Below are 17,354 nucleotides of genomic sequence, written 5' to 3'. Positions count from 1 at the left end.
CGCTGCCGTGACCGTGGCAACAATTATGTTATGGCTCCTATGAACTCAGTCAGACACACCCTAGCCGGCGCGCGGGCACGAGCGCATGCCGTGCGCCGTCCATGGTTCACCGCAAGGGGCAAGCAAATCCCCGCGCGCGCGCGAAAAAGCGCGAATGGGGCGCTGCAGCATGGGCAGCGCTTGCTCAACAGGGGGTGGCGGAGCAATAATGCGGATGTGCTGGCTTATTGTCATCGCTTTTCTTGCGCTTCGCCGATGAAGCGCATGCGAACGGAATGGGTCGATCGGCGCCCGGTATCGCGGGCGCTTTTCATTGGTGCTGCGCGTCCCGATTCCATCCTTGCGGAAGAGGCGGGCGCATGCACGGATGGCAGGCGCCCGCGCAATACGGCCGGGCGGCAGGAAAGCGGAAAGACCCCCGGCAAGAACCGGAGGCTTTGCAAGAGGAGATGCATCATGAAAAACAGGAGAACACGTAGTGAGTATTTTTAGGAAGAAAAATCTCGATTCCATGGTCGCGGACAGCCGCGCACCGGGCGGGCTGAAGAAGGTCCTCGGACCGATGGACCTGATCCTGATGGGGATCGGGGCGATCGTGGGTACCGGTATCTTCGTGCTGACCGGCACCGGTGCGGTCACTGCCGGCCCGGCGCTCACCCTGTCCTTCATCATCGCCGCCGTTGCCTGCGGCTTCGCCGCGCTGTGCTACGCCGAATTCGCCTCGAGCGTGCCGGTCGCCGGCTCGATCTACACCTATTCCTATGTGACGCTGGGCGAAGGCGTGGCCTGGCTGATCGGCTGGGACTTGCTGCTGGAATATGGCCTGGCCACGTCGACCGTGGCCGTGGGCTGGTCCGGCTATTTCCAGTCGCTGCTCAAGGGGGTCGGCATCGTGCTGCCCGAAGCGCTGCGCGCCGCGCCGGGCGCCATTCCAGGTGTCGACTCGGTCTTCAATCTGCCGGCCTTCCTGATCATGATCGTGCTGACCTTCATGCTCTCGCTGGGCGTGCGCGAATCGGCCCGCGTCAATAACATCATGGTCTTGATCAAGACCGGCGTCGTCCTGCTGTTCATCGTCGTCGGCGTCAACTACGTCAAGCCGGAAAACTGGCAGCCCTTCATGCCCTTCGGCGCCGGCAGCGTGATGAGCGCCGCCGCCCTCGTGTTCTTCGCCTTCATCGGCTTCGACGCGGTGACCTCGGCCGCCGAGGAAGTCAAGAACCCGACGCGCGACCTGCCGATCGGCATCATCGGCTCGCTCGCCGTCTGCACCGTCCTGTACGTGGCGGTGTCGGCGATCATGACCGGCATCGTCCCGTTCATGAACTTCAAGGGCGTCGACCACCCGGTGTCGCTGGCGCTGCAGTATGCCGGCCAGGACTGGGTCGCCGGCTTCGTCGACCTCGCCGCGATCCTCGGCATGAGCACCGTGATCCTGGTGATGGCCTACGGCCAGACCCGCATCCTGTACGCCATGTCGCGCGACGGCCTGCTGCCGAAGAAGCTGTCGAGCGTGCATCCGAAATACGGCACCCCGTTCTTCGCAACCTGGCTGGTCGGCATCGTTTTCGGCCTGATCGCTGCCGTCGTGCCGCTGGGCGTGCTGGCCGAACTCGTCAACATCGGCACGCTGGCCGCATTCTCGCTGGTATCGCTGGCGGTCATCATCCTGCGCAAGACCCGTCCCGACCTGCCGCGCGCCTTCCGCTGCCCGGGCGTGCCGCTGGTGCCGGCGCTGGCCATCGCCTTCTGCCTGGCGCTGATGTCCTTCCTGAGCGCCACCACCTGGATCGCCTTCGGCGTCTGGCTGCTGCTCGGCCTGGTCGTCTACTTCGGCTATGCGCGCTCGCGTTCGCTGCTGAACAAGCCGGCCTGACCGTCCCGGCCGCGCCCGGTCCACCGGCGACAACCTGGCCCGCGGCTGCCGCGGCCAGGTTTTTTACGCCGCGACGGCGCCGGCGAAATCGGCCAGGCGCGCCACATCCGCCCCGCGCGCCGCCATGCGCGCGAGCGCCCGATCGCCGTCGCCGGGTGCGACATCGACCGCGCGCATGGCTTCCGGCACGATCAGCACCTCGAAGCCATTATCACGCGCATCGAGTACGGTATTGAGCACGCAGTAGTCGGTCGCCAGGCCGCAGACGGTCACCCGGCGCACGCCGGTCTCGCGCAGCTGCCGGGCGAGTCCGGTGCCATTGAAGGCCGAGTAGGCGTCGGAGTCGGCGCTCTCGGCTTTCGACACGAGGACCGCGTCGGCAGGCAGCTTGATCTGCGGGGCAAATTGCGCGCCTTCTGTTCCGGCCACGCAATGTGGAGGCCACGGGCCGCCACGCGCCGCGAACGAACAATGGTTTTCCGGATGCCAGTCGCGCGAGGCATAGATGGGCAAGCCCAGCCCGGCGAACAGGCCGAGCAGCCGGTTGACGGGGCCGACGGCCGCGTCCCCGTGGGGAACGCCGAGCTTGCCGCCTGGCAGGAAATCGACTTGCATGTCGATGACGAGGAGGGCGTCGCCAGCGCCGAGCCGGATCGGTTTCATGTCGGGTCCTGTCGAATCGTTGATCGAAACAGATTAGCACGCCCGCTACGCGGGCGCGGCCCGGTCACATGATATACTGTATATAAACACAGTATTACATGAAGCCAACATGACCAAGTTCCAACCGATCGACCTGGTACCACGCCTTGCCGGCGATGCCGACAAGGGCAGCGGCCGCCTCGAGGTCAAGATGTTCCGGGTTGCCGACGATCCGATCACCGAGGCCCAGACCGACGCAGAGATCGCGCGCGAGTTCATCGGCAATGGCGAACTGAGCCCAAAATCCATTGCAAACAGCCAGAAGGAACTGTTCCGTTTCCTGACCTGGTGCAGGGAAGTAGCGAAAAAAACGCTCTCCCAGCTAAATGTCGCCGACCTCAATTCCTACAAGGAATTCCTGCGCGATCCGCCTCCCGACTGGGTCTCGACCACCAAGTGGCCGCGCAGCGACCCGCGCTACCGTCCCTTCACCGGCCCCTTGTCCGACCCCAGCCGGCGCCAGGCCATGATTGCAGTCAAGGGACTGCTGGCCTTTGCCGAACAGACCGGTTACCTGCGGCGCAACCCGGCCGCGCTGGTGCGCAACGTGCGCACGCCGATGGCGAGCCGCATCACGCGCTACCTGACGCCGGACGCCATCGCGCTGGCGCTGGAGACGGTTTCCCGCCGCGTGCCCGCGACGCCGGCGGCCCTGCGCCGGCGCGAGCGCGACCGTTTCCTGCTGATCGCCTTCGCCGATACCGGGGCGCGCCTGAATGAAATCGTGGGTGCGGACATGGGTGCCGTCTATACCGAAGGCGGCGCGCGCTGGTGGCTCGATGTCACGGGAAAAGGCAACAAGCCGCGCCGCCTGCCCGTCACCGACGCCATGCTCGCCGCCTATCGCAGCTACCGCGAGGCCTTCGGTCTGCCAGTGCTGGCCGCGCGCGCCGACCGCATGCCGCTGGTGCTGTCGAGCCGCAGCCGCGCCCCGACGCGCCTGACCGACGAAGCGGCCTCCGAAGCAATCAAGGGTGTCTTTGCCGAAGCGGCACTGGCTGCCGCGCGCGCCGGGCTGGACGACACCGCAGCCAGCCTGCGCCACGCCTCGGCCCACTGGTTGCGCCACAGCATGCTGACGAATCATGCGAATAATGGCGTGCAGCTCAAGACGCTGCAGGATACCGCCGGGCACGCGAATATCGCGACCACGGCCGGCTACCTGCACAAGACCGACAACGAGCGCCATGACGAGATCATCAAGTCGGCCGTCACCAAGCGGGGGCGGGTAAAGCGGGGAAAATAAGGCGCCCGCGCCCTGTGTCCGGTCCTTGCAATCGCATCAGGAACGATCTCCGTTTCGGCCCGCCTTTGCGCTCTGCCTTCAGGCACGCCGCCGCGGGCATTTGCCCGATTTTAACCACCCTCGAAGCAACCACCAGCCCGCCTAGCACGTCGCATTGTAAATGCAATTGATAATGATTCGCATTCAGGATATGATGTGTCACAGCCGGGGTGGCATCGGCGCTGCAGTTTCCTGATCGACCGCGGACAGCGCATGTCCGCCCGGTGCGGCGCCATCCGCCTCGCGTCGCGCACGGGAGTGCCGGGCAGGGTGCCTCGGACTGGGGCGCGCTTTGACGAATTCCCTCGGCTGTGATGGCCGCGAATCAAGTCGCTTACGTTTAAAACAAATTCTTGGAGTGTCATGAAAGAACTGATCATCCTGGCCCACGTGCCTACCGATTCCATCAACGATGGCTTCATACCGGCGGCGCAACGACTCGGTTTATCAGTGGTATTGCTGACCGATCATGCCGAAGAACACCGACAGCATTTCGCGAAAGCAGGGTTGGCTGCGTATCCGAATGAAATTATTCCCTGCGACGTGTTCAACCCATTGGCGGTGATGGGCGCGCTCACTTGCCGGGCGCAGGCGCCGGCGGCGGTTTTCTCGAATAGCGATCACCTGCAAACCAGCGCCGCCATCGTCGCCGCGTACTACGGCCTGCCGCGCAAGGACTGGCAGGTGGCGTATCGCGCAAAAAACAAGGCGGAAATGCGCAATCGCCTGCGCGCGCTGGAACTGGAGGCGCTGTGGCATGCGGTCGTGTGCGACCCGGCAGGGCTGGCGCAGGTCGGCGAACAGCTACCGTTCCCCTGCATCGTCAAGCCACGCGAAGGCGTCGCCAGCCAGCAGGTCGCGCTCAGCGCCGACCGCGCGGCACTGGAGGCGCAATGCGCCGCCGTCTGGTCCGAGCAGCCCGGCCTGCCATTGCTGCTGGAAGAATATATCGAAGGTCCGCTGTTTACCCTGGAAACGCTCGGCGACGGCAAGGATCTCCTCGTGCTCGGCGGCTTCGAAGTGACGCTGTCGGCGCCGCCGTACTTCGTCGAACTGGAAGCGCAATGGAAGCCCGCCCAGGGCAGCGCGCACCAGGCCGCGGTCGCCGACATGATTCGCCGCTTCGGCGTCGGTTTCGGGGCATGCCATACAGAATATGTGGTGACCGCAAACGGGCCGCGCCTGATCGAAATCAATTATCGCAACATCGGTGATTACCGTGAATTCCTGCTGCAGGAGACGCTCGCCATTCCACTGTTCGAGCTCGTGCTGCGGCTGTACCTGGGAGAGCCCTTGCCGCGCCTCGACCTGGCCGCCAATGCCGCGTTGATCCGCTACTTCACCGCGCAGTCGGCGGGACGACTGTGCGAGGCGCCGACGGCATTCGTCGAGCGGGTGCACGGAATGCATCTGTCATACCGGCAGCTGCGTTCGGCCGGCGACGCCATCAGCATGACCCATTCGAACAAGGATTACCTGGGCGTGTTGCGCGGTAGCGGGCCGGACGCCGGACTCTTGCGCGCGGAAATGGAGCGGGTCAGCGCTTCGCTGGCATGGGAGATCGCGCAATGAACGCGCGCTCGACAGCCCATGTCGCGCACGCGCCGGACGCGCCGGCCGAGCCGGACCACGTCCGCTACATCGTCCTGCGTGTGCTGGACGCGCTGCTGCGCGAAGATGTGCGCGCCTGCGTGAGCGGTGCCGAATTGGTCGCGGCGGCGGCCTTGCCGGCCGCACTGGGACGCCGTGAAACAGCGGCCTGCACCTGGATCAGGGTGCCGCATTTCGGAAACGGCGTGCTATGGATCCCTGTGGAGAAGGCATCGTTCATGCAAGACTGGCGCAGCGCGGGCTTGCCTCTGCTGTGGCAGCAAGACGGGCAGGTGAGGGAACTGTATGCGGTCGAGGACATCATCGCCCGTTTTTCCGCAGGACTTTCCGAAAGCGCCGCTTCCCTGTTCCACGCTTTCGCCGAGGAATGCCGACTTGCGCTGTCACATCGCGCCATCAGCGAAGCGGAACGCCGGCGCTGGTTCGCCCAGTTGCGCTCGACGGACGCGGCCGATGCGGTAAACGAAGCGCAAGAATGGCATGCCAGCATCTTGCATTACGACAGGCTGGGCGCGTTTCTCGACCATCCGCTGTATCCGACCGCGCGCGCCAAACTCGGATTCGACCATCAGGCGCTTGCCGCATACGGCCCTGAATTCCAGCGCAGCTTTCAACTTCGCTGGCTGGCGGTCCCGCGCAGCGTCTATCACTGCAGTGCCGCCGAGGAGCAGGGCTGGCCCGCGGCGTGGCCGGGTTTTGCCGATGTCGGCTTGCCGGCCTCGATGGCGCAATCGCATGCGCTGGTCCCGGTCCACCCTTTCCTCTGGGATCACCAGCTCGCCGGCATGCTGCGCGAGAGCGGCCTGCATGACCGGGTGGCGCGTGCGCCGCTGCCCTGGCTGACGGTGGCGCCGACCTTGTCGGTGCGCACGGTGGCCCTGCTCGATGCGCCGCAATGGCACCTGAAGCTGCCGCTGACGATACGCACGCTCGGTGCAAAGAATATCCGCACCATCAAGCCCAGCACGATCCAGGATGGCCACCGTATCCAGGCGACCCTTGGCGCGATCGCGGCGCGCGAGCCGTCGATCGCGGGCCGCCTGTTGCTGACGGACGAAGGATGCGGCGCGCATGTCGACCAGCGCATGTTCCTCGGCTTTATCCTGCGCCGCTATCCGGCCGAGGAACTGGGCGACAGCATCCTCGTTCCGGTTGCGTCGCTGCTGGCGCCCACACCGTCCGGCGGCTTGGTCGTGCAGGAGGTGGCGGCCGACTGCTATGGCGGCGACGTCGACGCTTTCTTCGACGACTACCTGGACTTGACGCTGCGCCTGCACCTGTTGCTCTGGATACGCTACGGCATCGCGCTCGAATCGAACCAGCAGAATTCCGTGGTCGTCGTCAGCCGCCGCGCGCCGCGCCTGCGCCTGCTGCTCAAGGACAACGACGCGGCCAGGATCCATCTCGACTACCTGCGGCAGCGCTGGCCGGACCTGGCCTCGCCGCTCGCCCGATTGCAGGACCGGCGCATCGGCGTGACCGAGCAGCTGCCGCTGGCGCAGATGTTTACCACGATTACGCTGCAGTTGAACATCGCGGTGCTGGTCGAGCGCCTGGCGCCGCTGCTCGGGCAGCCGCCCGGCGCGCTGTATGCCAGGGTGCGCGCGCGGATCGAGAGCGTGCTCGCGGACCTGGCCGGCGCGGGCGAGGATACCGCCCTGGCGCGCCGGGTACTGATCGAAGACGAGCGGCTGCCGATCAAGTACTTGCTGATTGCGGCCACCCTGGCGGAAAAGACCGCGACCGGCGCCGCCGACGTCAACAAGTTCTACGGGCACAGCGCGCCGAACTTCCTGAGGCCGGCGTGAAGGACGGCCAGCGACTCGTGGTCGGCACCATCATGGCCGGCCACTTCATTGCGGCATTTGCCGCGTTGGGCATGCCGCCGTTCTTCGGCTTGATTCTGGAAAAATCCCTGCGCAGCGACTCGGCCTACCTGGCTGGCTGGTTATATGTCGTGCCGACTTTCTTTACCGCGGTGAGCAGCCCGTGGTGGGGAAGACTGGCGGACCGGTTCGGCAAGAAGCCGCTATTGCTGCGCGCGCAGCTGGGACTGGCAGGGAGCTTCCTGCTGGCGGGCTACGCGCCCACTACCTGGATGTTTTTCTGCGCCCTGCTGCTGCAAGGGCTGCTGGGCGGCACCTTCGCGGCGTCGAACGCCTACCTGGCAACCGTGGTCGACGGCGCCGCGCTGACCCGCAGCCTGACGTTGATGCAATGGTCGGCGCGGGCCGCCCTGGTGATCGCACCGGCCGGCCTGGGCCTGCTGATGACGACGCTCGATTCGCCCCTCGTCATGTACCGCTACCTGGCGCTGCTGCCTTTGCTGGCCGCCGCACTCATCTGGCAGCTGCCGGACCGGCCAGGGCAGGCCACGCGCCAGTCCCGTGCGCCGGCATCGGGTGTGGCGGTCGAGGCGAGCGCGCGCCAGATCTACGCGTTCCAGTTCGCATTCGTCTTTGCCACGGTGATCACCTTCCCCTATTTCGTCCCATTCGTCCAGGCGGGCGCGGCTCCGGTTTCGCCGGCGCTGGCCGGCTGGCTGTTCGGACTGCCGCATCTGGTGTACTTGCTCGGTGCGGTACCCCTGAGCCGCTACCTGGGGCGCGACCGGCTGGTCCTGACGCTGGCGCCGGCTTGCCTGGTGCTCGCCGCTTCGATGCTGGGGCAGGCCGTGGCTGCGAGCCTGGTGTCGATCGCAGCCTGGCGCGTGCTGATGGGGCTGGCGATGACGGTCTGCCTCATCGGCCTGCACGGCTTGATCGCGGCGGTCGTCCAGGGCCGCGATGCCGGCGCCACGTTCGGCTGGTTCGAAAGCAGTGCCAAGTGGGGCGCGGTGGGAGCCGGCCTGAGCGCGGGTGCCGCCATCCAGGCTTTCGATACACGCCTGCCGTTTTTCGCCAGCGCGCTGGTCATGTTCGTCGCCGGCTGTTATCTGGCCAGCTTGGCCGTCCACCGCCGTCGTCTCAACAATTCTTAGTCACAAGGAAATCGTTATGCGAGGAAATCACAATCTGGCATGCGCCATCGATCCGGCGCTGATCGCGGCGCAGGAAGCCGGCCGGCGCTCCATGGAAACGTTGTTGAACTGTTACTGCCGCGAAGTGGCCGGGCCGCAGGGGCAACTCGATGTCGGTTCGCTGTTCGGCCAGAACGACTGGCCGCAGCCAGTGCATATGGCGCTGAAACAGCATGCAGGCGACAGCGCCGGCGTCATGCATCTCCGCTTTCCCCTGAGCGGCGCGCGCCTGCTCACGGTCGTGGACGCCGTTTCCTCGACCGGCAATTACCGCTACCGGTCTCTGTTCTATGTCAAGGCGCTCGCCAGGCCATGGGATCTGCTCTGTCACGAGAAACTGGCGCGCCTGCTGCTGCGAGAGCTGTCCTTGCAAACCGACACGCCGCCCAATGACGAGTTGATGGCGCAGATTCGCGACAGCGTCACCGTCACTGCGGCCGTGCTGCAGGCGGCACGCCCGCGGGCGTTCAGCGCCGAGCCGCTGCGCGCCTTTATCGAGTCCGAGCAATCGCTCGTTTTCGGTCACCCCTTCCACCCGGCGCCGAAGAGCCGCCAGGGCGTGTCCTACGACGACATGCTGCGCTATTCTCCGGAAATGGGTACGCGGTTTCCCTTGCATTATTTTGCGGTGCGGCGCGACGACCTCCTGCAGCAATCGGTGCTGGAAACGCCATGCGACCGGATCATCGCGCGGCAGGCCCCGGCGGGCCTGGTGGCAGGCGACGACTTCGCATTGATACCGACCCATCCGTGGCAAGCGCGCTACCTGCTCACGCATCCCTGCGTGGCGGAGGCGCTGCGCGCCGGGCGACTGCGCGATCTCGGGGCGCAAGGGGAGGCGTACTATCCGACTTCATCGATCCGCACGCTGTTCCACCCGGATAACCCGTATTTCTACAAGGCCTCGCTCAACATCCGCATCACCAACTGCGTGCGCAAGAATGCCGTGTACGAACTGGAGGGCGCGCTGCAGGTCACGCGCATCATGCGCGGCTTGATGCCAGGGCTGCAGCGCCTCTTTCCGGGCGCAGACGTACTGGAAGAGCCGGCCTTCATTTCGCTCGACCTGAAGCTGGAAGACGCCCAACGCAACAAGGAAGTGACCGAGGGTTTCGGCATGATCTTGCGGCGCGGCTTCACCGGCGCGCTGCGGCCCGGCGTGACGCCCTTGCTCGCCGGCGCGCTGTTCGGCAACCATGTCCACGGCGAGCAGCGCTTGCGCGAACTGCTGGCACTGTCCGGGCAACGTCGCGGCGCGCCCTGGGAGGAAGTGGCTGAACGATGGTTTTCACGCTACGTCGAACAAGTCATGTATCCGGTACTGCATTGCTACTTCGCACACGGGATCATCTTCGAACCGCACCTGCAAAATGTCGTCATCGGCGTGGGCGGGGGCTTGCCGCAGCAGGTATTCCTGCGTGACTTCGAAGGGGTCAAGCTGGTCGCCGAGCGCCATGGTGCCCAGCAGTTGCAAGAAATCAGCCCCCAGGCACGCGAGGCGCTCTGGTACAGCGACGAACTGGGATGGAAGCGGATCGCCTACTGTCTGTTCGTGAACAACTTCTGCGAAGCGATCAACCAGATCGGCGCTGGCGATGCGCGTCTCCAGCAGCGCTTGTGGTCGGTCGTGGGGCAGCATCTGCACAGGTATCAAACCCGGTTCGGCGATGCGCGCTCGGCGCGCCGGATCGACGCCGTGCTCGGTGGCGCGCCATTGCCGGGCAAGTCGAACCTGCTGAACCGCTTCCTGAAGCGGGCAGATCGCGCCACGACCTACCTGCCCGTGGCGAACCCGATCAACATGGCCGGGCGGGGTGCACCGTGGAACTGAGGCTGACCGAGGTTGTCGAGCACCTCCGCGCGGCGCAGGCCGATTCCGGCGAACCCTTGTGCGCCTATGTCTATGACCTGGAAGGCTTGCGCCGGCACGCCGCCGGCGTCGCAGCTTCCTTGCCGCAAGGCTGTGAATTGTTCTACGCCATCAAGGCCAATTCCGACCTGCCGATCCTGCAGACGCTGGCGCCCCTGGTCGACGGCTTCGAGGTCTCGTCCGGCGGCGAGCTCGCGTGGGTGCGCGAGCATTTCTCCGACGTACCGGTGATATTCAGCGGGCCGGGCAAGCTCGATAGCGAACTCGATGCCGCGCTCGAACGGCGCGTCGATTGCCTGCACGTGGAAAGCCTGTTCGAGTTGCAGCGCCTGGCCGAGCGCGTCCAGCGGCATGGCAAGCCCCAGGATGTCCTGCTGCGCATGAATGTGGCGCTCGACAATCTTGCTGAGACGACGCTCATGATGGGTGGCAAGCCCACGCCCTTCGGCATTCCGTCATTGGAGTTGCCGGAATGCCTGGCCTGGTTGCGCGGCCATCCCGAGATCGGCCTGCGCGGTTTCCATTTTCACTTGCTGTCGCACCAGCTCGATGCGCAGGCGCACCTGCGCATGCTGGCGGCTTGCCTGGAGCAGGTGCGCCAATGGTGCGATCAGTACCGGCTGTCGATCGAACACGTGAACGTGGGTGGCGGCATCGGGATCAATTACCGCGATCCGGCGCGCCAGTTCGACTGGGCCGGGTTCAGCGGCGCGCTGCCGGCACTGATGCAGCGAAGCGGCCTGGCCGGCGTGCGGCTGCGCTTCGAGCTGGGTCGTTACCTGAGCGCGGCCTGTGGCTACTATGCGATGCAGGTCATCGACATCAAGCGCAGCTATGGCAAGACCTTCGTGGTCGGGCGGGGCGGCTCGCATCATTTCCGTACTCCCCATGCACAGGGGCACAGTCATCCATTCCATGTGATCCCGGTCGACGACTGGCCCCATGCGTTCGCGCGTCCGGCCGCCGCCAACGAGGCGGTCAGCGTGGTGGGCCAGCTCTGCACGCCCAAGGATCTGCTGGCCTTCGACGCGGTTGTCGAGCGCGTGCGCTGCAATGACCTGGTGGTGTTTTCGTATGCGGGGGCGTATGCGTGGCATATTTCGCACCACGATTTCCTGCGGCATCCGCATCCGCGGCAGTGGTATTTACCGGTACAGGAGGACGCGCATGCTGCGGTCGAACGCGCTTAAGCGGGCGCTTGCCGACGGCAAGCCGGTATTTGGCCTGATCAATTCGATTCCCTCGCCGCTGGTGGTCGAAATGATCGGCTACGCGGGATATGACTTTGTCATACTGGACATGGAACACGTGTGCGTCAATCCCGAGACACTGGAAAACATGGTGCGGGCCGCCGAGTGCGCCGGACTAAGCGCGCTGGTGCGGGTGCCGAATGCGGCGCCTGAGGCAATTTGCCGGGCTCTCGATTGCGGAGCGCTCGGCATCGTGGTGCCCCACGTACGCAATCGCGCCGAGGCGGAGCAGGCGGTTGCGGCAAGCCGTTATCACCCCCTCGGCAAGCGCGGCATCAGCGGCGGCCGCACCACCGGCTTCGGCACCATCGACCTGCCGACCTATTTTGAGCGGGTCAACGCTGAAATCATGGTGGTACTCATGATCGAGGACCGCGAGGGCATCGATAACCTGGACGACATCATGTCCGTGACCGGCATCGACATGGTCCTCGAGGGCGCGGTCGACCTGTCCCAATCGTACGGGGTGCCGGGGCAGGCCCAGCATCCGGAGGTGCGGGCCGCGATCGCCACGATCGCCGACGGGTGCGACCGCCACCAGCTGCATTTCTGCGCAATCCCGCGCTCGCCGGAGCAGCTGCACCACTGGCAGGCACGCGGCGTGCAGGCCTATCTGCTCGGCGACGACCGCAGTGTCAGTTTCCGAGCGCTCAAGGCGCATGTCGGTGGAATGCGCAACCCGGGGCCGGGTGCAGCATGCGGCGCGGAGGGGAAGGCAGCGCCGCGGACACCACCCTGAAGCGCCGGCGGCAGCGACTGCCGCCAGGCGCCACGGTTTGCGCCTGCGCTGTCGCTTGCAAATAAGAATGATTCGCATTACACTTGTTGCATGTCTGTCCACGATGGTGCAGCCGGCCTTGTTTTTGCAGTGGCAAGAATATCGCCTGCAGCCGACTGTGCCTTTTCCCGTCATCCGTTCATACGATCACCATTTCAAACGATGCTCCAACCCACACGCCTTTCTCTGCTTATCGCACTGGCCTTACAAACCTTGTCGGCGACGGCCGCGGCGCAGTCGGTTGCCGGTTCCGGCGACACCCCACCCCAGACGGTCCAGGTGATCGGTACGCGCGCGGCCACCTCGTCCTATAACGAACCGAACGCCACCAGCGCCACGCGCATCGACGCGCCCTTGCGCGACGTGCCCCAGACCGTGAACGTCATTCCGGCCCAGGTGATGCGGGACCAGGCCGCCCAGTCGATGGAAAGCGTATTGCGCTTCGTTCCGGGCGTCGGCCTGTCCCACGGGGATGGCCAGCGCGACCAGGTCACGCTGCGCGGCTTCACGGCCATTTCCGACCAGTATATCGACGGCTTGCGCGACGATGCGCTGTACTTCCGCGACCTGTCCAATATCGAGCAGGTGGAAGTAGTGAAGGGGCCGGCATCGGTGCTGTACGGACGCGGTTCTTCCGGCGGCCTGATCAATCGCATTACCAAGAAGCCCGGCATCGACAAGAGCGAGTTGACTGCCCAGGCGGGAAGCTGGCGCCAGCGGCGCGTCGAGGCCGATCTGGCACGGGTGGACAAGGACTCGGGACTTGCTTTCCGTGTGACCGGCGCGGTCGAGCGGGCCGATAGCTACCGCGACCCGCAATTGTTGGACCGCAAGGCGATCGCCCTGTCGTTGCAGGCGCGTCTCGGTGCGAATACCAGCTTGCTGCTCCAGGCCGAGTACCTCAACGATCGTCGGGTGACCGATTTCGGCGTTCCGTCGTACAGGGGACGCCCGGTCGACGTCGATCCCGGCACGTATTATGGCGCGGCGAACGCCGCCGACGTCGACACGTCCGAAGCCACCGTCAAGGCGATCGGATTCACCTTGCAGCACAAGTTTGGCGAAACGCTGGGTTTGCGCAATGCATACCGGCGCTACGACTACACGCTGGCGCGCTTCAATACCCTCGTCACGGCGGTCAACGAAAGCGCGTTGACGGCGTCCTTGAGCCGCACGCAGTTGCGGCGCGCGGAAACCGGTTGGTTCAACCAGACCGAACTGGCCCATACCTTCAGCACGGGCGGCATGAAACACCAGTTCCTGTACGGGGTCGAGTTCGGACAGCAGGACAAGGACCAGGTCAACCGCACCAAGGCCGGGGTCGCCACGATTGCCTTGTTCAACCCGGTGCTGCCGGTACTGGCGCGCGACGTCCCCGTGGCGCCGACCGCCGACAATATCGGCATCGTGAAAACCGCCAGTGCCTACGTGCAGGACCTGGTCACGCTGTCGCCGCAATGGAAGGCCCTGGCCGGCCTGCGCTACGACCGCTTCAACCAGCGGACAGTCGAGCGTCGCGCCGGACAGGCCAGCCTCGACCGCACCGATCACGCCAGGAGCCCGCGCGTCGGCCTGGTCTATCAGCCCAGCGCCGCCCAATCGTGGTACGCCTCGTTCAGCAAATCGTTCCAGCCCTCCGGTGAAGCCTTCCCGCTGGCGGCCAACAATGCGCAGATCGCTCCCGAAGAAACCACGAACCGCGAAGTCGGCGGAAAATTCGATGTCCTGGACGGCGTACTGAGCGCGGGTGCCTCCTTGTTCCGCCTGGAGCGGACCAACATCAAGACGACCGATCCGGCCACCAACCGGCTCGTACCGATCGGTACCCAGCGCACCGACGGTCTCGAACTGACGCTGACGGGACAATTGGCCGACGGCTGGCGGATCTGGTCCGGCTATGCGCTGCTCGACGCCAGGGTGACTTCGTCGCCGGCCGTGGACAACAGCGACAACGTCGTCAAGGGTGTCCGGGTCCAGGGAAAGCGCGCGACGCTCACTCCGCGCCACAGCGCCAATCTCTGGCTCGTCAAGGAGCTGGGCCAAGGCCTGCGTGCCGGCGCCGGCCTGACGTATGTGGGCGACCGCTTTGCCAATCCCGGCAACACCGTCGTGCTGCCGGGCTTCGCGACCGTCGATGCGATGGTGGGAGGACGTCTCGGCCAGTTCGACGTACAACTGAACCTGCGCAACCTGTTTGACAAGCGCTACGTGGTGTCGGGCCACGGTACGGCGCCGAATCTCAATCTTCCGGGCGCGCCGCGTTCGGCGCAATTGACTGCACGCTATGCGTTCTAAGCAGTAATACGCCGGTCCGGGGGAACCCGGACCGTTTCCATTCCGCCCGGCGCGCGCGAAACACGGCGCGGCGGCGCAGGGCGTTTCCGGCCCTGCGCCAACCGGCGGTTCATCGCCCAACGCGGCAGCAGCCGCGTTCGAATCGATGCAGGCGCAGGCTTCCTACTTCGACGAGGACGGCGGCGGGTTCCGCAGGCCGACGAGGCAGCCCTCGCGAACAAGCGATCTGATCACCACGCCATTCGTCCGGCAGATGCATGCGCAATCGCGCCTCTTTGCGTTGGGTCGGTATCGGTTACGCCAGGGGAAGGCGAACGGCTTCCTTCATGCGCAGACGCTACATGCAAGCTCGAACGCGACTCGGGATAATTGCGCGCGTAAGACTCAGGTAAGCGCCCGCCGCTACGATGGCCCCTGCCAAGAAATTGCAAACCAGATATTACTTTAGAGAATTAGGAGACGCAAATGGAAGAAGACATGGTACAGCGCGTGAAAGCTGACCCGAATTACCAGAAGCTGGTCAGGACGCGATCGCGCTTCGGCTGGACCCTCACCTGGGCGATGATGATTGTCTATTATGGCTTCACGCTGCTTGTGGCCTTCAACAAGGAATTCATGGGCACCCGCGTCGGTGATGGCGTCATGACCTGGGGCATCCCTCTCGGGCTGTTCGTCATTGTTTTTACTATTTTTATCACCGGCATCTACGTGCGCCGTGCGAACAGTACCTACGACGAACTGACCGACGCAATCAAAAAGAAGGTGCAGGCATGAACGCTATCTTGCGCAACGTCTCCGCGGCGGTGATATTGGCGGCGCCGGGGTTGGCCACGGCCGCGCCCGACCTTGGACAGGCGACCCAGCAGGCCACCAACTGGACCGCGATCAGCATGTTCGCGGCCTTCGTCATCTTTACGCTGTTCATTACCAAGTGGGCTGCGGCCAAGACCCGCTCGGCGTCGGACTTCTACACCGCCGGCGGCGGCATCACCGGCTTTCAGAACGGCCTGGCGATCGCGGGTGACTTCATGTCCGCGGCTTCTTTCCTGGGCATCTCGGCAGCCGTATTTCTCGATGGCTTCGATGGCCTGATCTATGCGATCGGCTTCCTGGTCGGCTGGCCCGTTATTACCTTCCTGATGGCCGAGCGTCTGCGTAACCTGGGCCGCTTCACCTTCGCCGACGTCGCAGCTTACCGCTTCCACCAGAAACCCATCCGCGTGTTCGCGGCTTCCGGAACGCTGGTCGTCGTGCTGTTCTATCTCATCGCACAGATGGTCGGGGCAGGCCAGCTGATCAAGCTGCTGTTCGGCCTTGAATACTCGATTGCCGTCGTGATCGTGGGTGTGCTGATGATGGTCTATGTGCTGTTTGGCGGCATGACGGCGACGACCTGGGTGCAGATCATCAAGGCCGTGCTGTTGCTGTCGGGCGCTTCGTACATGGCTTTCGCGGTACTGGCGCAGTACAACTTCAGCCCGGAAAAGCTGTTCGCTTCCGCAACCGAAGTGCACAGTAAAGGATTCAGTATCATGGGACCGGGTAATTTTGTGAAAGACCCGATCTCGGCCATTTCCTTTGGCATGGCCCTCATGTTCGGTACTGCCGGATTGCCGCACATCCTGATGCGCTTCTTCACCGTCCCGAGCGCCAAGGAAGCGCGCAAGTCGGTGCTCTGGGCGACTACCTGGATCGGCTACTTCTACCTCCTGACGTTTATCATCGGCTTCGGCGCGATCGTCCTGGTGGGCACCGATCCGGCGTTCAAGGATGCGGCCGGCAAGCTGCTGGGCGGCAACAACATGGCGGCGGTACATTTGGCCAAAGCCGTCGGCGGCGACATCTTCCTCGGCTTTATCTCGGCGGTGGCCTTTGCCACCATCCTGGCAGTGGTGGCGGGCCTGACCCTGTCCGGCGCCTCGGCCGTTTCGCACGACCTGTACGCGACGGTATTCGCCAAGGGCAAGGCGACCAGCGCCAGCGAGCTGAAAGTGTCGAAGCTCACCACCATCGCCCTCGGTTTCATTGCCGTGTTGCTGGGTATTACGTTTGAAAAGCAGAACGTCGCCTTCATGGTATCGCTCGCGTTTGCGATTGCCGCCTCGGCCAACTTCCCGGTGCTGTTCATGTCGGTGTTGTGGAAAGACTGCACGACGCGCGGCGCGACGGTCGGCGGCTTCCTTGGTTTGGCGACGGCCGTGGCGCTGACCGTCGTGTCGAAGTCGGTCTGGGTGGATGTGCTGGGCAATGCCGAAGCGATCTTCCCCTATACCTCGCCGGCGATCTTCTCGATGGCGGTCGGCTTCATCGGTATCTGGCTGTTCTCGGTCACCGACAGCAGCCCGCGCGCCGCGATCGACAGGGCGGGCTTCGAAGCGCAGGAAGTGCGCTCGGAAACCGGTATCGGTGCAGCGGGGGCCAGCGGCCACTGATTTCGTGAACAAAGGTACGCCGATGCGTCGTCGTACCGTGACACTCACCTGGGTCAGTCCTATCAATCATAGTAGCGTTTGCTACGGAGACTAGCATGTCCGAGACCGAGACCAAGCAGGAAAACCATGGCTTGCAGGAACACCGCGTGTTCCCGCCGCCGCCGGCATTCGCCGCCAAGGCGGCCATTGCCGGCATGGATGCCTATGAGAAACTGTGCGCGGAAGCTGCCAGCGAT

Annotated in this window: 12 protein-coding genes; 11 read left to right on the top strand and 1 reads right to left on the bottom strand. The window is 64.7% G+C overall.

Annotated features, from left to right (window positions below):
- Positions 1-478 precede the first annotated feature (478 nt).
- Positions 479-1,876, top strand: coding sequence for an amino acid permease (locus ACFPOU_RS20180; protein WP_379725543.1), 1,398 nt, complete (start codon positions 479-481; stop codon positions 1,874-1,876).
- Between the two features lie 63 nt (positions 1,877-1,939).
- On the opposite strand, the gene ACFPOU_RS20175 is transcribed toward ACFPOU_RS20180, so the two are convergent.
- Complete coding sequence (locus ACFPOU_RS20175; RefSeq protein ID WP_379725540.1) at positions 1,940-2,539, bottom strand: isochorismatase family protein; 600 nt, start codon at positions 2,537-2,539, stop codon at positions 1,940-1,942.
- 109 nt (positions 2,540-2,648) lie between these two features.
- Here ACFPOU_RS20175 and ACFPOU_RS20170 point away from each other — a divergent pair, with 109 nt between their 5' ends.
- From ACFPOU_RS20170 to ACFPOU_RS20125, 10 genes are all read left to right on the top strand, one after another.
- Positions 2,649-3,824 carry a tyrosine-type recombinase/integrase gene (locus ACFPOU_RS20170; protein ID WP_379725538.1) on the top strand — a complete coding sequence of 392 codons (1,176 nt, stop codon included), beginning with the start codon at positions 2,649-2,651 and terminating at the stop codon, positions 3,822-3,824.
- Positions 3,825-4,226: 402 nt separating this feature from the next.
- Entirely contained in the window at positions 4,227-5,435 is a 1,209-nt protein-coding gene (locus tag ACFPOU_RS20165; protein WP_379725535.1) for an ATP-grasp domain-containing protein, read from the top strand.
- Positions 5,432-7,282, top strand: a complete 1,851-nt coding sequence (locus tag ACFPOU_RS20160; RefSeq protein ID WP_379725532.1) for an IucA/IucC family protein — start codon at positions 5,432-5,434, stop codon at positions 7,280-7,282. The genes ACFPOU_RS20165 and ACFPOU_RS20160 overlap by 4 nt, the downstream gene beginning before the upstream one ends.
- Positions 7,279-8,454, top strand: a complete 1,176-nt coding sequence (locus ACFPOU_RS20155; RefSeq protein ID WP_379725529.1) for an MFS transporter — start codon at positions 7,279-7,281, stop codon at positions 8,452-8,454. The genes ACFPOU_RS20160 and ACFPOU_RS20155 overlap by 4 nt, the downstream gene beginning before the upstream one ends.
- Before the next feature lie 16 nt (positions 8,455-8,470).
- On the top strand, positions 8,471-10,324 hold the full coding sequence (locus ACFPOU_RS20150; protein ID WP_379725526.1) for an IucA/IucC family protein: 1,854 nt from the start codon (positions 8,471-8,473) through the stop codon (positions 10,322-10,324).
- Positions 10,315-11,553, top strand: a complete 1,239-nt coding sequence (locus ACFPOU_RS20145; protein WP_379725523.1) for a type III PLP-dependent enzyme — start codon at positions 10,315-10,317, stop codon at positions 11,551-11,553. Before ACFPOU_RS20150 ends, ACFPOU_RS20145 begins: the two co-directional genes overlap by 10 nt.
- The gene (locus ACFPOU_RS20140) at positions 11,531-12,352 is read left to right on the top strand and encodes an HpcH/HpaI aldolase family protein (protein ID WP_379725520.1); all 822 of its coding nucleotides are present in this window, start codon (positions 11,531-11,533) and stop codon (positions 12,350-12,352) included. The genes ACFPOU_RS20145 and ACFPOU_RS20140 overlap by 23 nt, the downstream gene beginning before the upstream one ends.
- 201 nt (positions 12,353-12,553) lie before the next feature.
- A complete protein-coding gene (locus ACFPOU_RS20135) occupies positions 12,554-14,686 on the top strand; it encodes a TonB-dependent receptor (RefSeq protein WP_379725517.1) in 2,133 nt (710 codons plus the stop codon).
- Between the two features lie 465 nt (positions 14,687-15,151).
- On the top strand, positions 15,152-15,460 hold the full coding sequence (locus ACFPOU_RS20130; RefSeq protein ID WP_379725514.1) for a DUF485 domain-containing protein: 309 nt from the start codon (positions 15,152-15,154) through the stop codon (positions 15,458-15,460).
- Positions 15,457-17,118: a cation acetate symporter gene (locus ACFPOU_RS20125; RefSeq protein WP_379725511.1), complete on the top strand. Its 1,662-nt coding sequence runs from the start codon at positions 15,457-15,459 to the stop codon at positions 17,116-17,118. The genes ACFPOU_RS20130 and ACFPOU_RS20125 overlap by 4 nt, the downstream gene beginning before the upstream one ends.
- The last annotated feature ends 236 nt before the right edge of the window (positions 17,119-17,354 follow it).

Origin of the sequence: Massilia jejuensis, assembly GCF_042656795.1 — a bacterium.
Lineage (GTDB): Bacteria > Pseudomonadota > Gammaproteobacteria > Burkholderiales > Burkholderiaceae_D > Telluria > Telluria jejuensis.
Note: the sequence above shows the minus strand (reverse complement) of the source record. Positions and strands in the feature narration are given on the sequence as shown.